The organism is Bacillus sp. Bos-x628 (genome assembly GCF_040500475.1).
Taxonomy (GTDB): Bacteria; Bacillota; Bacilli; order Bacillales; family Bacillaceae; genus Bacillus; species Bacillus maqinnsis.
Map to the genome: position 1 here is coordinate 3,185,035 of NZ_CP159358.1, position 17,716 is coordinate 3,202,750.

Here is a 17,716-nt window from a genome sequence, read left to right on the forward strand (position 1 = left end):
CATAAAGGGGATGGTTAAATGAATGCGGTTACAATTGTAATAGGATCTATGTGTATTTTAGCGATTGCTTATCGGCTATATGGCACATTTATGATGGTCAAAGTATTAAAGGTGACAGACGATCATCCTACACCCGCTCATACACTTGAGGATGGGAAAGATTATGTTCCAACAAATAAATGGGTCGCTTTTGGTCATCACTTTGCTGCTATTGCAGCTGCTGGTCCGCTTGTTGGACCAATTTTAGCGGCGCAATTTGGATATTTACCAGGGCTTCTTTGGCTTTTAATAGGAGCTGTTATTGGAGGAGCTGTGCATGATCTTGTCGTTTTATTTGCTTCCATGCGAAAAAAGGGAAAATCACTTTCAGAGGTAGCAAAAGAAGAACTAGGGCCTGTTGCGGGGTTTTGTACAGGGCTCGCTATGCTATTTATTATCACGATTACAATGGCAGGGCTGTCAATGGTCGTACTTCATGCGCTAGAACGAAATCCTTGGGGGACATTTGCAGTAGGGATCACCATTCCGATTGCAATGGGGGTAGGTCTTTATTATAAAAAAACTGGCAATTTAAAGCTTGCAACATCCGCTGGATTTATGTTGTTGATGCTGTGTGTTTTCCTTGGACCGAATATTCAAGGGACGGTTCTTGGTGATGTGTTAACACTTGATACAAAAACGCTTGCATTGGCACTGCCGATTTATGCTTTCTTTGCTGCGGCACTTCCGGTTTGGCTGCTATTGGCGCCAAGGGACTATTTAAGCAGTTTCATGAAAATCGGTGTGTTCATTGCACTCATTGTAGGAATCTTTGTGGTCAATCCGTCGATTCAATTTCCGGCGTTTACAGAGTTTGTAAATGGCGGGGGGCCTGTCTTAGTTGGTCCAGTGTGGCCTTTTATTTCAATCACGATTGCTTGTGGAGCCATTTCCGGCTTTCATGCATTCGTTGGATCAGGGACAACGCCGAAGATGCTAGACCGCTGGAGTGATATGAAACCTGTAGCGTTTGGAGCGATGCTCGTTGAATGTTTGGTAGGAATCATGGCATTAATTGCAGCCACTGCCCTTCATCCAGGGGATTATTTTGCGATTAACAGTACACCAGAGATTTTCCGAACGCTCGGTATGAGTGTCGAAAACCTTCCGCAGCTCAGTAAAGAAATTGGGCTAGATTTAGAAGGGAGAACTGGGGGAGCTGTTACATTAGCTGTAGGTATGGCATACATCTTTACTGGGATTCCATTCTTTAGCCACTTGGCGTCTTATTTCTTCCAATTTGTCATTATGTTTGAAGCTGTCTTTATTTTAACAGCCATTGATGCAGGAACTCGTGTTGCACGATATTTAATTCAAGATTTCTTCGGAGAGGCGTATAAACCGCTCAAACGCAATGACTGGGTACCTGGATCAGTGTTTGCAAGTGCGCTTGCCTGCTTCATGTGGGGATACTTGCTTTACTCAGGGGACATTGGGTCGATTTGGGCGCTGTTTGGTGTATCAAATCAGCTAATGGCCTCGATTGGTTTAATTATTGGCGCAACCGTTGTATTGAAAATTGCTGATAAAAGACGGTATATGCTGACTTGTTTAATCCCGCTCGCGTACTTATACGTGACGGTCAATTATGCAGGGTACTGGATGGTGGCGAATGTGTATTTAAATCCGAAAGCTTCCGGTTACAGTGTGTTGAATGCGGTCTTGTCGATGATTATGCTTATTTTAGGATTGGTCATTATCGTGTTTGCCATTAAAAAATGGTTCGACATTTGGCGTGATCCGGCAATGCGAATGGAGGTACCGATATCTAGTTAAACAAAAAATCCGGCCTGCTCATTGAAGAGCAAGCCGGTTTTTTTAATGCTGAGGTTTTAAGCCTTGTTCTAATGTTTCAAGGATATCATTTTTTTCGTTATCTGACGCCTCTTTCCATAGCACCTCGAACAAAACGCCAAGGCCCGGAAGCATTTTTTCCTCTCCGCTTTGAATGGCATCTAAGATTGTTTGTTCAAGCTGCTCTTGGTTATGCCCAGTGATGTTTTGAATGACTGCACCTCTTAAGTTAAAATCCATTGACCCACACTCCTTTTTTTAATAGTAATAGCCCTATTCTGTCTCAATGACAGGTTTATTATGTAGTGTGCATGAGATATAATAAATTCATGATGCTTAAAGGAGTTAAAATCTTTTGAAATATATAGAATCAGCAAAAAACGCAAACATTAAACAATGGAAAAAGTTGCACACAAAAAAAGAACGAACAAAAACAGGACAATTCCTAGTTGAGGGGAAGCATTTAGTAGAGGAAGCATTAAAAAGCGGGGTTGTGAAGGAATTAATGGTGACAACCCCTGACATGCTGCCAGCAGACATCCAACCTGACATTACACTGTATGAGCTGAGTGAAGAGGCTTTCTCTGCAATGACAGAGACAGAAACGCCACAGCACATTGCAGCAGTTTGTACAGTTCCTGTATTTGAGGAAAAGAAGTATGAGAGAATTCTTCTTTTAGATGCAGTTCAGGACCCAGGAAATGTAGGCACATTGATTCGTACAGCGGACGCTGCCGGTCTAGATGCGGTTATTTTAGGAGATGGAACCGTAGATGCCTTTAACGGGAAAACGCTGCGCTCAGCACAAGGATCTCATTTTCATCTTCCCATTTTGAAACAAACACTTCAAAAGGCGATTCCAGCGCTAAAGGAGCAGAGGATACCGGTATACGGAAGTGCCTTGAGTGATGCGAAAGAATATAAAAACGTGACGGGAAAAGGTCCGTTTGCGCTGATTGTTGGCAATGAAGGTGCTGGCATCAATCCAGAGATACTACAAATGACGGATCAAAATCTATATGTTCCTATATATGGGAAAGCAGAATCATTAAATGTCGCCATCGCTGCTGCGGTTCTTGTCTATCATTTGCGTGGATAGTATTGCATCATCTACTGAAGTTCACTATAATAAAACTAATATTTTAAAAACCATGATAGAGGAAGATTGTTTCAATAAGCTGCCTTCTAGGGAGAATGCATCGTAGACTGAAAGTGCATTTAAGGAATGCTGAAGCAGGAATTCACCTCTGGAGTTGTCACCGGGACCGTCATTTTTGCGTAAAGGTGAACCGGATTCGTTCGATTCCGTTATGTCAATGAAGCTTATCGGCACATTTGTGCCTAAAAAGGGTGGTACCGCGACCACAACTCGTCCCTTCTATCATTAGGGGCGGGTTTTTTTATTGTCTTCGGAATAAAACGGTCGTTTATCCAGACGGCTTCGTATATCAAAAGGAGGATTACATTTATGCAAGAAACGTTAAAACAGCTAGAACAAGAGGCGGTAGCGAAGGTAGAAGCAGCCGACTCACTCAAAGAGGTAAATGATATTCGTGTTCAATATTTAGGGAAAAAAGGACCCATCACAGAAGTACTTCGTGGAATGGGAAAGCTCTCCGCTGATGAAAGACCGAAAATGGGGGCACTCGCAAACGAAGTAAGAGAGCGTATTGCAAATGCAATTGCTGAAAAAAATGAACAACTGGAAGCTGAAGAAGTAAAAAAACAACTAGCTTCCCAAACGATTGATGTCACATTGCCGGCAAGTCCAATTAAAATGGGGGCAAGACATCCACTAACGATTGTTGTAGAGGATATTGAAGATTTATTGATCGGGATGGGCTATACCGTAGAGGAAGGTCCTGAGGTTGAAACGGATTATTATAACTTTGAGGCATTGAACCTTCCAAAGGAACACCCTGCGCGTGATATGCAGGATAGTTTCTACATTACTGAAGATACGCTGATGAGAACACAAACCTCTCCAGTCCAAGCACGTACACTTGAGAAATATAAAGGCCAAGGTCCTGTGAAGATTATCTGCCCTGGTAAGGTATATAGAAGAGACAGTGATGATGCAACCCATTCACATCAATTCATGCAAATCGAAGGGCTTGTTGTTGATCACAATATTAGCATGAGTGACTTAAAAGGAACGTTAGAGACAGTTGCCAAAAAGATGTTTGGTGAAGATCGTGAAATTAGATTGCGCCCAAGCTTTTTCCCATTTACAGAACCATCAGTTGAAGTCGACGTCTCATGCTTTAAATGTGGAAGTAAAGGCTGTTCAGTATGTAAGGGGACAGGCTGGATTGAAATTTTAGGTGCTGGTATGGTTCACCCGAATGTACTTAAAATGAGCGGATTTGATCCAAATATTTATCAAGGTTTTGCTTTTGGAATGGGCGTTGAACGTATTGCGATGCTGAAATACGGTATCGATGATATTCGCCATTTCTACACAAATGATATTAGATTCATAAAGCAATTTAAGCAGGACTAAGAGGAGGAAATCATCATGTTTGTTTCATATAAATGGTTAGAAGACTATGTAGATTTAGAAGGCATTCAGCCGGCTGAATTAGCAGAAAAAATCACAAAAAGCGGAATTGAAGTAGAGGCGGTTGAGTATAAAGGTGAAGGCATGAAAGGTGTGGTTGTCGGTCACGTGATCGAGTGTGAACAGCACCCTAATGCTGATAAATTAAATAAATGTCTTGTCGATATCGGTGAAGAAGCACCTGTACAAATTATATGCGGGGCTCCTAATGTCGATAAAGGACAGTATGTGGCGGTAGCTACTGTTGGCGCTGTCCTTCCTGGCAATTTTAAAATAAAAAAAGCAAAACTGCGCGGCGAAGAGTCTCATGGGATGATTTGTTCACTGCAAGAATTAGGAGTAGAAAGTAAACTCGTACCAAAGAAATATGCAGACGGCATTTTTGTGTTCCCAAATGATGTTCAGCCAGGAGCTGATGCACTTCAGGCACTTCAATTAGATGATGCTGTGCTGGAGCTTGGTTTAACACCGAACCGTGCTGATGCACTGAATATGCTTGGTGTTGCCTATGAAGTTGCGGCCATTCTAGGTCGTGATGTCAAACTGCCTGACACAATATATCAATCTTCAACAGAAAAAGCAGCAGACTACATTTCTGTGCAAATTGATGATCAAGAAGCAAATCCTCTTTATGCAGCAAAAATCATTAAAAATGTGAAGATTGGACCTGCACCATTATGGATACAAACAAGACTCATGAATGCAGGTATTCGCCCTATTAACAACGTAGTGGATATTACGAATTTTGTCTTGCTTGAATATGGTCAGCCACTTCATGCATTTGATTATGACCGGTTTGATTCTAAGAAGGTAGTTGTCCGCAAGGCCGCTGAGGGCGAAGTCATTCAAACATTAGATGCCCAAGAACGTACATTGTCATCTGAGCACCTTGTTATTACAAACGGCTCAAAGGCTCACGCTGTAGCAGGTGTGATGGGAGGTTTTGAATCGGAGGTGCATGATGAGACGACAACGATTTTATTAGAAGCTGCTTATTTTAACGGTCAAACGGTTCGTCAAGCATCTAGAGACTTAGGACTTCGCAGTGAATCAAGTACACGTTTTGAAAAAGGGTTAGATCCGCAACGTGTGAAACCGGCAGCAGAGAGAGCGGCGCAATTGATCAGTGTCTATGCAGGCGGTGAAGTGCTTAGTGGAACTGTAGAGGAAAATCACATAGAACCGAAAATGAATGTCATTCATGTATCCACTGAACGTGTGAACAAAGTGCTTGGAATGAACATTTCAAAAGAAGAGATGATTCATATTTTCAACAAACTTGGCTTTGCAGTTGGAGAATCAAACGATGTTCTTGTCGTTACGGTCCCTTCTCGCAGAATGGATATTACCATTGAGGAAGACTTAATTGAGGAAGTGGCTCGTTTATATGGTTACGATAATATTCCCTCTACACTTCCTGCTACAGGTGGAACCGTTGGCGGCCTTACACGATACCAAGTGAAACGCAGAAAGGTCAGACGTTTCTTAGAGGGTGCAGGGCTCTCGCAAGCGATTACGTATTCATTAACGAATCAGCACAAGTCAACAGCTTTTGCTCTGCACTCGGCTTATCAAACGAAACTATCTCTTCCAATGAGTGAAGAGCGAAGTGTATTAAGACAAAGTCTTCTTCCGAACTTACTCGATTCTGTCGCTTATAACTTGGCAAGACAAGCTGATTCATTCGGACTTTATGAGACAGGTTCTGTTTTCCTAGCAGAAGACGAAGGCGCAAAGCCAATAGAGAAAGAGCATGTTGCTTGTGCTATTACAGGCTTATGGCATAAAAATCTTTGGCAGGGGGAGAAGAAAGCTGTTGATTTTTATGTCGCAAAGGGGATTACTGAAGGGCTGTTTGAAAAGCTTGGTGTATCAGATCAAATCACATATGTTCAAGCAGAGCGTGAAGGTCTTCATCCAGGACGTACAGCAGATGTTCAATTAAATGGAAAGGTCATCGGTTTTGTTGCTGAGCTTCATCCGGTGGTTGAAAAGGAATTAGACTTAAAAGAAACATATGTCTTTGAATTGGATTTAACGGATGTTATAACGGCTGAAACAGAGAGTATGAAATATAAAGCCATTCCGCGATTCCCAGCTGTAACAAGAGATATTGCCCTTGTCGTAGATCAGCATATTTCAAGCGGACAGTTAGAACGGGTTATTTATGAAGCGGGTGGCAGTTTGCTTACCGATCTTTCAGTCTTTGATGTGTATGAAGGTGAGCATATGGAAGAAGGAAAGAAATCCGTTGCTTTTTCTCTGCAATATTTAAACCCAGACCAAACATTAACAGAAGAAGAAGTGACAGCCGTTCATACAAAGGTATTAAAAGCACTAGAAGATACGTATCAAGCCGTCTTACGTGGATAATGAAAAAGGAGCTGCAGCCTCATGTGCCGCAGCCCCTTTTTTTAATGCAATAATTTTTTTGCTTTTTGTGTGTTAGCAAAGTGCAGTTTTGTAAATTGTCGTAAAGCGTCTTCGCCATGGAGTTTGATCAGTTTTGCAGCCGCCTTGTCTACATGAGGACCTGCTCCTTTTGGGATGTCAAAGCCGGCTGCTTTTGATAATTTATCCATCTCTATTAAAAAGGCATACCTTGCGATAATTGAAGCAGCAGCAACAGATAAATGAATCCCTTCGGCTTTTGTGCTGAAGTATGTGCGCTCTTTAATAATCTTTCTCCCTGTAAGATGCTTGAAATAAATGCTGGGTTCCGCAAATTGATCAATTAAAATGGCTTCTGGTTTTCTGCCATCCAGCTTGTCAAGAACAGAGGTGATGACTTGGTTATGAAGCAGGGCCTTCATTTTTCCTTGGCTCATGCCCTTTTCCTGCATTGTATTGTACTTTTCATTGCGAAGGACAAGCAGGCTGAACGGGATGGTTTTTATGAGATCTTTGGCGATATTGATAATGTGCGAATCTTTTAGACCTTTAGAGTCTTTGACGCCAAGCTCTTTCATAAGCGCAAGCTGACTTGAATCAACATATGCTGCACAGACAGTTATTGGTCCAAAATAATCACCAGTGCCTACCTCGTCTGAGCCGATAACCGACATTGAAGCAATGTTGGCAGGAGGTGTATATTTGGTCACGACAGGTGTTTTTTTACTTTTTGCATCAGCTTTCTTTAAGTGGCTGAAGTGACCTGCTTCAGCTGCTGCTTTTTGTCCTTGAAACAGGACTTTTCCTGATTGATAGGCTGTAATCGTACAGCCTGGAACCTTTGCTTGAAATAGTGCGCCTCTTGGCAAGGTGTCAGTCAAATGGTGAGCATACACGCTCTTTATCTTCTTCATGTCTTCTGAAGTTGCTTTTAAGACGGATTGGGGCACAGTGGATAACTCCTTTTTCCTTGATATTATTGATTTCTAAAGTGTACCATAACAGGGAAGGGCTCGTCTTTCCATTCAATGTCTAAACATGTTATGATAGAGACTAGGATTCTCGTGGAATGGAGGAGAAACGTTGTCTGACGGCGGTAAAACGAAAACAACAGTTGAGATTTACGGACAGTCCTATACAATCATCGGTCAAGAGACGAAGATGCATATGCGACATGTTGCTTCAATTGTTGATGATAAAATGAGAGAAATAAATGAAAAAAACCCATATCTTGATATAAACAAATTAGCTGTACTGACAGCAGTCAATGTCGTCCACGACTATTTGAAATTAAAAGAGCAATACGAAAAACTTGAGCTTCAGCTTAAAGAAAAGGAATGAAATCACCGTGATCGATATCATCATTTTGTTTTTGCTTCTTATGGGAACGCTTGTCGGTCTAAAACGCGGGTTTATTCTTCAATTTATTAAATTGATTAGCTTTGTTGTTTCTATTTTAGTGGCTTCTATGCTTTATCAGTCGCTTGCACCACAGCTTACGTGGATTCCGTCACCTCATTTTAGCGGAGGTCAATCGCAGCTTGCTTTCATTAGTGGGAACTTAGAAACAGCTTATTATAATACTATTGCGTTTATCATTCTGTTTATCTTGACAAAAATCCTGCTTGCCATCATTGGCGGACTGCTCACAACCATTGCAAGTATACCCGTGATTAAGCAGGTAAACAAACTGCTTGGCGCTGTTTTAGGATTTCTTGAAACGTATTTATTTGTGTTTATTCTATTGTTTGTCACTGCATTACTTCCAGTCGATGCGCTGCAAACGATGATAAGCAAATCAGTATTAGCAGATGTGATCGTAGGCAACACCCCTTATCTGTCCAGTCTTGTGAAAGACTTATGGACGACGTATGGAGCTTAAAAACTTCTCCTTTCTTGGAGAAGTTTTTTCTCATTCCATGACTTGAAGTTGTCGGAAGAAGGAAAAGTTTATATATTTATAAAGGAAGATGCCAAAGTGGCTGGAGGATGAGATGATGAATAAAAAAGATATTATCAAACTTCTTGAAACAATTGCAGTTTATATGGAATTAAAAGGAGATAACCCTTTCAAAGTATCGGCCTTTCGCAAAGCAGCAGCGGCGCTTGAACAAGATGACCGTAGCCTTTCTCAAATAGATAATCTATTAACATTACCTGGAATCGGCAAAGGAACTTATGCCGTGATCACTGAGTATATTGAAAAAGGACGATCAGAGACACTTGAACAATTAAAAAAGGAAGTGCCTGAAGGACTGATCCCATTATTAAAACTGCCAGGATTGGGCGGGAAAAAGATCGCAAAACTTTACCAAGAACTTGGTGTACATGATGCTCAATCTTTAAAAGAAGCGTGTGAGACGGAGAAAGTCCAATCATTAGCTGGCTTTGGTAAAAAAACAGAGGAAAAAATCCTCACAGCGCTCGAGGAAGCAGGTAAGCAACCAGAACGTTTGCCGATCGGTTTTGCTTTAGATGTAGCAGAGCGTATTGATCATGCGCTTGAACACATGAACGGAATTATCCGATTTTCTAGAGCAGGCAGTTTAAGACGTGCGTGCGAAACAGTGAAGGACTTAGATTACATCATTGCAACGGAACACCCTGAACAGGTAAGAGAGCAACTCGTTGCACTAAATGATGTGAAAGACATCATTGCAAGCGGAGATACGAAGGTATCCGTTATGCTTGCATTAGATTTTGAGATTAGTGTGGATTTCCGTCTTGTGACATCAGAGCAATTTGCCACAACGTTACATCATTTCACTGGATCGAAGGATCATAACATCAGAATGAGGCAAATTGCAAAAGAACGCGGTGAGCGCATTAGCGAATACGGTGTAGAAACAATTGAAACTGGAGAAGTAAAAACATTTAAAGACGAAACCGCTTTTTATGCACATTTTCAACTTCCGCTGATTCCGCCGGAAATTCGTGAAACCGGAGCGGAGATTGATTCGTATAAAGAAAGTATGCAATTTATTGAACTACAAGATATAAAAGGTGACCTTCATATGCACTCAACTTGGAGTGACGGAGCGTTCTCTATACGTGAAATGGCAGAAGCATGTATCGCAAGAGGCTACGAATACATGGCAATTACAGATCACTCGCAATATTTAAAAGTAGCAAACGGATTAACAAAAGAACGACTGCGGCTTCAAGCAAAAGAAATTGACAAGCTCAATCAGGAATTCGAGCATTTTCACATTTTCAAAGGGGTCGAAATGGATATTCTGCCGGATGGATCATTAGATTATGATGATGAATTTTTAGCTGAAATGGATTTTGTCATTGCTTCCATTCATTCTAGCTTTTCACAGCCGGAGGAAGTGATAATGAAACGTCTTGAGACTGCGCTTCAAAATCAGCATGTGGATGTCATTGCGCATCCAACTGGGCGTTTGATTGGAAGGCGAGATGGCTATGCCTTGAATATTGATCAGCTTATTGAACTTGCCAAGCAAACGGGAACAGCATTAGAGTTAAACAGTCATCCATCAAGACTTGATTTGAAAACAGAGCATTTAATGAAAGCGAATGAAGCAGGTGTGAACATTATGATCAATACAGATGCTCACAACATCGCCATGCTAGATCATATGGAAATCGGTGTCACAGCTGCGAGAAAAGGTTGGACACCAAAAGCAAATGTCGTGAACACATTTTCACTCAAAGAGATGAAAAAGTTTTTAACGCGTGACAGGTAGTCGTTAGGAGGCTGTACAATGCTGCAACAAAAAGTGTTAGCATCATTAGAATTTCATAAAGTAAAAGAAAAAGTGATGTCATATGCTGCATCCACCCTAGGGAAAGAGAGGGTACAGGACTTAACCCCGCTCACAGATATTGAAACCATAAAGCATCTGCTGGAAGAGGTGGCAGAAGCACAAGATGTGATTCGTTTAAAAGGGTCTGCGCCTTTTGGCGGTTTAACAGATATTAGACGAGGAGTCAAACGGGCAGAAATTGGCAGTACATTAAGTCCCTCTGAGCTAATGGAGATCGCAGGACTATTATATGCTGTGAAAAACATGAAGCACTTTCTCTTATCCATGTATGAAGATGGTGTCGATATACCACGCCTTCATGCATATGCAGAGACATTAATTTTACTGCCTGAATTGAGAAAAGAGATCGAGAGCTCTATTGGTGATAATGGGGAAGTGCTTGACCATGCGACTCCGGCGTTACGCGCGCTGCGCACACAATTACGCTCATTAGAATCAAAGGTGCGTGATCAATTAGAATCTATGATTCGTTCACAATCTGCTTCAAAAATGTTGTCAGATACAATTGTGACGATTCGAAATGATCGCTTTGTTATCCCTGTCAAGCAAGAGTATCGCTCGAATTATGGCGGGATTGTTCATGACCAATCCTCTTCTGGGGCGACACTTTTTATTGAGCCTCAGGTCGTGGTGGATTTGAACAATACATTGCAGCAAACTCGCCTAAAAGAAAAGCAAGAAATCGAAAGAATACTGCAAATGCTGACAGAGAGCGTTTCCGAGCATATTGATGAACTGCTTCATAATGTAAAGGAACTTCAGACATTAGACTTTATCTTTGCAAAAGCAAAGTATGCAAAGGCAGAAAAAGCAACGAAGCCTTCTGTGAACGATCAAGGAGAGATTTATTTAAAACGGGCGAGACATCCCCTTTTACCCCGAGATCAAGTGGTGGCAAATGACATTGAGCTTGGGAAGGATTTCTCGACCATCGTGATCACAGGGCCAAATACAGGTGGGAAAACGGTCACGTTAAAAACACTGGGACTTCTCACACTCATGACGCAGGCGGGCCTTCATATTCCGGTTGAAGAAGGATCGGAAGTGGCTGTTTTTGACCAAGTATTCGCCGATATTGGAGATGAGCAATCCATTGAACAAAGCTTGAGTACTTTCTCTTCTCATATGGTCAATATTGTGGACATTTTAAAGAATATGACCTCGAATTCACTTGTTTTATTTGACGAACTAGGCGCAGGGACAGATCCTGCTGAAGGTGCTGCACTTGCAATGAGTATATTAGATGAAGTTCATCAAACAAATGCTCGCGTCATTGCGACCACTCACTACCCTGAGCTGAAAGCATACGGATATAACCGAGAAGGTGTGACAAATGCGAGTGTAGAGTTTGATATCGAAACGTTATCACCAACGTACCGTTTGCTCATTGGTGTCCCAGGGCGGAGTAACGCTTTTGAAATTTCCAAACGTCTCGGATTGCCTGCTCACCTTATTGACAGAGCAAAAGCGGATGTACATGCAGAGCATAATGAAGTGGATCAAATGATTGCCTCATTAGAAGATAGCAAAAAACAAGCTGAAGAAGAGTTGAAAGAGACAGAATCCTATAGAAAAGAAGCGGAAAAACTGCACAAGGAGCTGCAAAAGCAAATCCTTGAATGGAATGAGAAAAAGGACAAGCTGCTAGAAGAAGCGGAACAGACAGCAAAGGAGAAAATTGAACAAGCGGTGAAAGAAGCAGAAGACATTATTCATGAGCTACGGTCTATTCAAAGTGAGCACCGCTCGTTCAAAGAACATGAACTCATCGATGCGAGAAAGCGTCTAGAAGAAGCTGTTCCTGAATTTGATCGGAAGAAAAAAGCAGAAACAGTAAAGAAAAACGTGAGACAATTAAAACCCGGTGATGAAGTGAAAGTGCTCACGTTTGGACAAAAAGGAACCTTGCTTGAAAAAACGGGTGACAAAGAGTGGAGTGTCCAAATGGGCATTCTGAAAATGAAAGTAAAAGAAAATGACATGGAGTTTATCAAATCGGCTCCAGAATTTAAACAAGAGAAAGCCATTACGGCTGTCAAAGGGAAAGATTATCATGTATCGCTTGAACTTGATTTAAGAGGAGAGCGTTATGAAAATGCTTTAAGCAGAGTAGAGAAATATTTAGATGATGCCGTATTAGCAGGTTATCCGCGCGTGTCCATTATTCATGGTAAAGGAACCGGAGCTCTGCGAAAAGGTGTTCAAGAATTATTGAAACAGCACCGAAGTGTGAAAAATGCTCGTTTTGGAGAACAAGGCGAGGGAGGATTAGGCGTCACCATCGTCGAATTAAAGTAAAAAGGAGATAACGCATGAAGGCCTTTTGGGAAAATGAACTTGTGGAAATTGCCGCTTATTATAGTGTGGCAGTCCTATGTATTGTCTTATTTCTAACCGTTTTTGAACTCGTCACCTCCTATAAAAACTGGGAAGAAATTCAGCGAGGGAACTTAGCTGTTGCCATGGCGACAGGCGGGAAAATTTTTGGAATTGCGAATGTGTTTCAGCATTCCATCGCACAGCATAACTCTCTTCTTCAAATGGTTGGATGGGGCGTTTACGGCTTTATTATGTTGCTTGTCAGCTACTTCATTTTTGAATTTTTAACACCAAGATTTAAAGTAGACAAAGAGATTGAGAATGATAATAGAGCGGTTGGGTTTATTTCACTCATTATTTCAGTCGGGCTGTCCTATGTTGTAGCAGCCGGCATTTAAGGAGACGACATGGAAAAATTAGCAAAAGTATTAATCGTAGTTGCCTGCACTTTTGCGGTGATTGGTGCCATTTACATGTTCCTGTAAAAATGATGAATGCGTTTTAGAAAGCTGTCAGGGTTAATCTGGCAGCTTTTATCTCATCTGCTGACAGGATATGCATGAATCTTGTATAGAGATGCCTTTGCGGTTTTGAAACACCTGTGAAGTAATGACGGCGTGAGAATGGACCAGGCTCTATATGAAAAAAGCAAACTGCCTCATTGAAAAGTTTGCTATAATAAGATAGTACGAAAGTTCAGGAAGGAGGGTTTTCATGCAGTCAGATAAACGATGGCTTCTGCATTACCCGAATCAAATTCCCCACGAACTCACAATCCCAAATGCAACGTTACAATCTTACTTATTCCACTCTGCAGAGGTGGCGCCTGATCATACGGCCATTCATTTCTTAGGAAAAAACATCACCTATGGGCAGTTACAAGAGGAATCTTTAAAACTAGCCAATCATTTAATTCGAATTGGTGTGAAGAAAAGCGACCGAGTCGCTATTATGCTTCCAAATTGCCCTCAATCTGTCATTTCTTATTACGCTGTTTTGATGGCAGGCGGCATTGTCGTTCAAACAAACCCGCTTTACACCGAGAAAGAACTAGAATATCAAATGCAAGACAGTGGCTCAAGGGTACTGATTACGCTAGATTTTTTATATCCAAAGGCCTATAAAATGAAAGCGCTGACAAGTGTTGAACATCTGATCATCACAAAACTACAAGATTACTTGCCATTTCCGAAAAATGTCCTTTTCCCAATTGTTCAAAAAAGAAAAAACAAAATGGTCATCCAAGTAGAGAGAAATGAAACCATTCACCATTTTTCTGAGGTGTTGAAAGATTCGTTAGGAGACCCGATTCCGCAAATGTCCTTTAATCCGAAAGAGGATGTCGCTGTTTTGCAATATACGGGTGGAACAACCGGATTACCTAAAGGTGTCATGCTTACACACGAGAACATTTTAGCCAATACAGAAATGTGTGCAGCATGGATGTATAATACAAGCAGAGGAAAAGAGCGAATTCTTGGAATCATTCCGTTTTTTCATGTGTACGGGATGACAACCGTATTGAACCTTGCTGTCAAAGAAGGGCATCAAATGATACTTCTTCCACGCTTTGATGTTGCTGACACACTCAAAATAATTGAAAGGAAAAAACCGACCTTGTTTCCGGGAGCACCAACCATGTATATCGCTCTTCTCAATCATCCAAGTATTGAAAAATATGATTTGTCGTCGATCACTGCCTGTTTAAGCGGCTCGGTAGCTCTTCCTGTAGAAGTCAAACAAAGCTTTGAACAATTGACAGGAGGGCGTTTAGTAGAGGGATATGGTCTTTCAGAAACCTCGCCAGTAACACATGCTAACTTCTTATGGGGAGCAAACAAAACAGGAAGCATTGGCTGTCCTTGGCCAAATACAGATGCAGGTATTTACTGTGAAGAAACCGGAGGACTCAAAAACCCATATGAACATGGAGAAATCATTGTTAAAGGTCCACAGGTGATGAAGGGGTATTGGAATCAGCCAGAGGAGACAGCTACTGTTTTAAGGGACGGATGGTTTTTCACTGGAGATATTGGTTATATGGATGAAGATGGTTTTTTCTATATAGTAGACCGAAAAAAAGATGTCATCATAGCTAGCGGCTATAATATCTATCCAAGAGAGGTCGAAGAAGCACTTTATGAACATGAGCTTGTTCAGGAAGTCGTGGTTGCAGGTATTCCAGATCCATATCGAGGAGAAACGGTGAAAGCATTTGTTGTCCCGAAAAAGGATGCGTATTTAACAGAAGATGAGCTTGATCGATTTGTTCGCACAAGAATCGCATCATTTAAAGTGCCGCGTGTATACGAATTCAAGGAATCACTGCCTAAAACGGCAGTAGGGAAAATATTGCGCAGAGTATTAATTGAAGAAGAAAAAAGAAAATGGTCGTCTGCTTCTGAAGTACCTGTCGATCAACCTGAAACATAACTTACATCATCCGGTCAATCGACCGGATGAATTGAATTGTATCCGTCTTCTCTGGTATGATGAAGATTCAAAAGAAAGAAGAACATGACTTGACAAATCACTCGTTTCTTTTTAACATAAAGTTATGAATGAATACTCATTCAATTTAGAAAGGAACGAAGCACATTGAAGCAGAAAAGACCGAAGTACATGCAAATTATTGATGCAGCAGTCGTTGTGATTGCAGAGAACGGCTATCATCAGTCACAAGTTTCAAAGATTGCCAAACAAGCAGGGGTAGCAGACGGAACGATTTATCTCTATTTCAAAAATAAAGAGGATATTCTCATTTCATTATTTAAAGAAAAAATGGGACAATTCATCGAGCGGATGGAAACGGATATTCAACAAAAATCATCTGCTAAAGAAAAGCTTCTTCTGCTCATTCAGGAGCATTTTCGCCTGCTGGCACAGGATCATCATTTAGCACTTGTGACACAGCTTGAACTCAGGCAATCAAACCTTGAGCTGCGACAAAAAATCAATGAAGTGCTGAAAGGGTATTTAAATATGCTGGATACGATTTTAACAGAGGGGAAGAAAACAGGGGAATTCAAGCAAGAGCTTGATGTCCGCCTGGCCAGACAAATGGTTTTTGGTACGATTGATGAAACCGCTACAACATGGGTGATGAACGACCAGAAATATGATCTGACTGCACTTGCAGAAAACGTACATGATCTACTTTTAAACGGAATACATCAATCTTAAAGACAAGTTGAAAAAGGATGGTTTACATGGAAAAGTTACTCACACTTCAACATGAAGGACAGATAGCGTTGCTGACGATTCAACATCCACCCGCAAATGCATTATCCTCTCAATTACTTACTGAGCTCAATGACATGTTTGAACAACTCGAACAGAATACTGAAGTAAGAGCCATTGTGATACACGGAGAGGGCAGGTTCTTCTCAGCGGGTGCTGATATTAAGGAATTTACAACATTGCAAGAAGAGTCTGATTATGCAAGTCTTGCAGACCGGGGACAGCAAGTGTTTGAACGAATTGAACAATGTCCAAAGCCTGTGATTGCATCCATTCACGGAGCAGCATTAGGCGGCGGACTAGAGCTTGCGATGTCTTGTGATATTCGTATCGCAACGAAAGATGCAAAGCTCGGGCTGCCTGAACTAAACTTAGGCATTATTCCAGGATTCGGCGGAACGCAGCGGCTACCTCGTTATGTGGGGCCTGCTAAAGCACTTGAAATGATGGGAACATCTGAACCTATTACCGGGGAAGAAGCACTCGCATGCGGGCTTGTTTCAAAACTTGCAGAAACAGAGGAAGAAGCCCTTCAAAAAGCCAAAACATTAGCAGCTAAATTTGCAGCTAAAAGCCCAAAATCACTCGAGTATGTTCTCGAATTATTGAATGCAGCTAAAGTGTATTCATATGATGGCGGCATGAAGCTGGAAGCCAAAAAGTTTGGTGAGGTCTTCCAATCCAATGACGCCAAGGAAGGCATCCAAGCCTTTATCGAAAAGCGTAAACCGAATTTTAAAGGGGAATAACTGATAAGCACGACACAAGGGGGAGAAATGAATGAATATTTTTGTATTGATGAAGCGTACGTTTGACACGGAAGAGAAGATTTCCATTCAGTCTGGTGCTATTCAAGAAGACGGGGCGGAGTTCATTATTAATCCTTATGATGAGTATGCGATAGAAGAAGCGATTCAGCTTCGAGATGAGCATGGAGGAGAAGTAACGGTTGTCACAGTCGGTGGTGAGGATAGCGAGAAACAGCTAAGAACGGCACTGGCTATGGGTTGCGATCAAGCCGTTTTGTTAAATGTTGAGGACGATCTAGAAGAGTGGGATCAATTTTCAACCTCAACCATTCTCTATCATTATTTAAAGGACAAAGATGCTTCACTGATATTGGCAGGGAATGTCGCCATTGATGGCGGCTCTGGACAGGTCGCCCCTCGTCTTGCTGAATTACTAGGGTTTCCATATGTCACAGCCATTACAAGTATTCAAATTGAAGGTGATTCCGCTTCGATTGAACGAGATGCAGAGGGAGACGTTGAAGTAATTTCTACACAATTACCGCTTGTTGTGACAGCACAGCAAGGTCTCAATGAACCTCGCTATCCATCTTTACCAGGGATTATGAAAGCAAAGAAAAAACCTTTAGAGGAATTGGAATTAGATGATTTAGATCTCGATGAGGATGATGTACCATATAAAATCAAAACAATTGAACGTTTCTTACCGGAGAAAAAAGACGGTGGCAAGGTGCTGAGCGGTGAGCTTCATGATCAAGTCAAGGAGCTGACTGATCTATTGAGAAATGAAGCAAAGGTCATCTAATCATCTACTTTACGATATCACGAGAACA

General features: G+C 41.5%; 15 protein-coding genes. 13 read left to right on the forward strand and 2 right to left on the reverse strand.

Annotated elements, in window-relative coordinates; translation table 11 throughout:
* Positions 1-18 precede the first annotated feature (18 nt).
* Positions 19-1,815, forward strand: a complete 1,797-nt coding sequence (gene cstA / locus ABVJ71_RS16580) for a carbon starvation protein CstA (RefSeq protein WP_353854993.1) — start codon at positions 19-21, stop codon at positions 1,813-1,815.
* 42 nt (positions 1,816-1,857) lie between these two features.
* On the opposite strand, the gene sspI is transcribed toward cstA, so the two are convergent.
* Positions 1,858-2,073: a small acid-soluble spore protein SspI gene (gene sspI, locus ABVJ71_RS16585; protein WP_353854994.1), complete on the reverse strand. Its 216-nt coding sequence runs from the start codon at positions 2,071-2,073 to the stop codon at positions 1,858-1,860.
* Positions 2,074-2,188: 115 nt separating this feature from the next.
* Here sspI and ABVJ71_RS16590 point away from each other — a divergent pair, with 115 nt between their 5' ends.
* The 3 genes from ABVJ71_RS16590 to pheT all read left to right on the forward strand — a co-directional run bounded on the left by ABVJ71_RS16590 (position 2,189) and on the right by pheT (position 6,766).
* Positions 2,189-2,932, forward strand: a complete 744-nt coding sequence (locus tag ABVJ71_RS16590) for an RNA methyltransferase (protein ID WP_353854995.1) — start codon at positions 2,189-2,191, stop codon at positions 2,930-2,932.
* Between the two features lie 369 nt (positions 2,933-3,301).
* On the forward strand, positions 3,302-4,336 hold the full coding sequence (gene pheS / locus ABVJ71_RS16595; RefSeq protein WP_353854996.1) for a phenylalanine--tRNA ligase subunit alpha: 1,035 nt from the start codon (positions 3,302-3,304) through the stop codon (positions 4,334-4,336).
* A 15-nt stretch (positions 4,337-4,351) separates the two neighbouring features.
* A complete protein-coding gene (gene pheT, locus ABVJ71_RS16600; protein WP_353854997.1) occupies positions 4,352-6,766 on the forward strand; it encodes a phenylalanine--tRNA ligase subunit beta in 2,415 nt (804 codons plus the stop codon).
* Between the two features lie 41 nt (positions 6,767-6,807).
* On the opposite strand, the gene rnhC is transcribed toward pheT, so the two are convergent.
* Positions 6,808-7,734 carry a ribonuclease HIII gene (gene rnhC, locus ABVJ71_RS16605; protein WP_353854998.1) on the reverse strand — a complete coding sequence of 309 codons (927 nt, stop codon included), beginning with the start codon at positions 7,732-7,734 and terminating at the stop codon, positions 6,808-6,810.
* A 133-nt stretch (positions 7,735-7,867) separates the two neighbouring features.
* On the opposite strand from rnhC, the gene zapA reads away from it, so the two are divergent.
* The 9 genes from zapA (at position 7,868) to ABVJ71_RS16650 (ending at position 17,688) form a co-directional block, all read left to right on the forward strand.
* Complete coding sequence (gene zapA / locus ABVJ71_RS16610; protein WP_353854999.1) at positions 7,868-8,125, forward strand: cell division protein ZapA; 258 nt, start codon at positions 7,868-7,870, stop codon at positions 8,123-8,125.
* 7 nt (positions 8,126-8,132) lie between these two features.
* Entirely contained in the window at positions 8,133-8,666 is a 534-nt protein-coding gene (locus ABVJ71_RS16615; RefSeq protein WP_353855000.1) for a CvpA family protein, read from the forward strand.
* A 115-nt stretch (positions 8,667-8,781) separates the two neighbouring features.
* The gene (gene polX / locus ABVJ71_RS16620; RefSeq protein WP_353856726.1) at positions 8,782-10,494 is read left to right on the forward strand and encodes a DNA polymerase/3'-5' exonuclease PolX; all 1,713 of its coding nucleotides are present in this window, start codon (positions 8,782-8,784) and stop codon (positions 10,492-10,494) included.
* Positions 10,495-10,515: 21 nt separating this feature from the next.
* Positions 10,516-12,873, forward strand: coding sequence for an endonuclease MutS2 (locus ABVJ71_RS16625; RefSeq protein ID WP_353856727.1), 2,358 nt, complete (start codon positions 10,516-10,518; stop codon positions 12,871-12,873).
* A 14-nt stretch (positions 12,874-12,887) separates the two neighbouring features.
* On the forward strand, positions 12,888-13,292 hold the full coding sequence (locus ABVJ71_RS16630; protein ID WP_353855001.1) for a DUF350 domain-containing protein: 405 nt from the start codon (positions 12,888-12,890) through the stop codon (positions 13,290-13,292).
* A gap of 316 nt (positions 13,293-13,608) precedes the next feature.
* Positions 13,609-15,327, forward strand: a complete 1,719-nt coding sequence (locus ABVJ71_RS16635; protein ID WP_353855002.1) for an AMP-binding protein — start codon at positions 13,609-13,611, stop codon at positions 15,325-15,327.
* A gap of 165 nt (positions 15,328-15,492) precedes the next feature.
* Positions 15,493-16,077: a TetR/AcrR family transcriptional regulator gene (locus ABVJ71_RS16640; protein ID WP_353855003.1), complete on the forward strand. Its 585-nt coding sequence runs from the start codon at positions 15,493-15,495 to the stop codon at positions 16,075-16,077.
* Positions 16,078-16,103: 26 nt separating this feature from the next.
* A complete protein-coding gene (locus ABVJ71_RS16645; protein WP_353855004.1) occupies positions 16,104-16,883 on the forward strand; it encodes an enoyl-CoA hydratase in 780 nt (259 codons plus the stop codon).
* Positions 16,884-16,914: 31 nt separating this feature from the next.
* Positions 16,915-17,688: an electron transfer flavoprotein subunit beta/FixA family protein gene (locus ABVJ71_RS16650; RefSeq protein ID WP_353855005.1), complete on the forward strand. Its 774-nt coding sequence runs from the start codon at positions 16,915-16,917 to the stop codon at positions 17,686-17,688.
* Positions 17,689-17,716: the final 28 nt, after the last annotated feature.

What these genes read in the sequence shown, in the direction of transcription:
- cstA (WP_353854993.1), top strand. Translation starts at nt 19, where the DNA reads ATGAATGCGGTTACAATTGTAATAGGATCTATGTGTATTTTAGCGATT.
- sspI (WP_353854994.1), bottom strand. Translation starts at nt 2,073, where the DNA reads ATGGATTTTAACTTAAGAGGTGCAGTCATTCAAAACATCACTGGGCAT.
- pheS (WP_353854996.1), top strand. Translation starts at nt 3,302, where the DNA reads ATGCAAGAAACGTTAAAACAGCTAGAACAAGAGGCGGTAGCGAAGGTA.
- pheT (WP_353854997.1), top strand. Translation starts at nt 4,352, where the DNA reads ATGTTTGTTTCATATAAATGGTTAGAAGACTATGTAGATTTAGAAGGC.
- polX (WP_353856726.1), top strand. Translation starts at nt 8,782, where the DNA reads ATGAATAAAAAAGATATTATCAAACTTCTTGAAACAATTGCAGTTTAT.
- ABVJ71_RS16630 (WP_353855001.1), top strand. Translation starts at nt 12,888, where the DNA reads ATGAAGGCCTTTTGGGAAAATGAACTTGTGGAAATTGCCGCTTATTAT.
- ABVJ71_RS16635 (WP_353855002.1), top strand. Translation starts at nt 13,609, where the DNA reads ATGCAGTCAGATAAACGATGGCTTCTGCATTACCCGAATCAAATTCCC.
- ABVJ71_RS16645 (WP_353855004.1), top strand. Translation starts at nt 16,104, where the DNA reads ATGGAAAAGTTACTCACACTTCAACATGAAGGACAGATAGCGTTGCTG.
- ABVJ71_RS16650 (WP_353855005.1), top strand. Translation starts at nt 16,915, where the DNA reads ATGAATATTTTTGTATTGATGAAGCGTACGTTTGACACGGAAGAGAAG.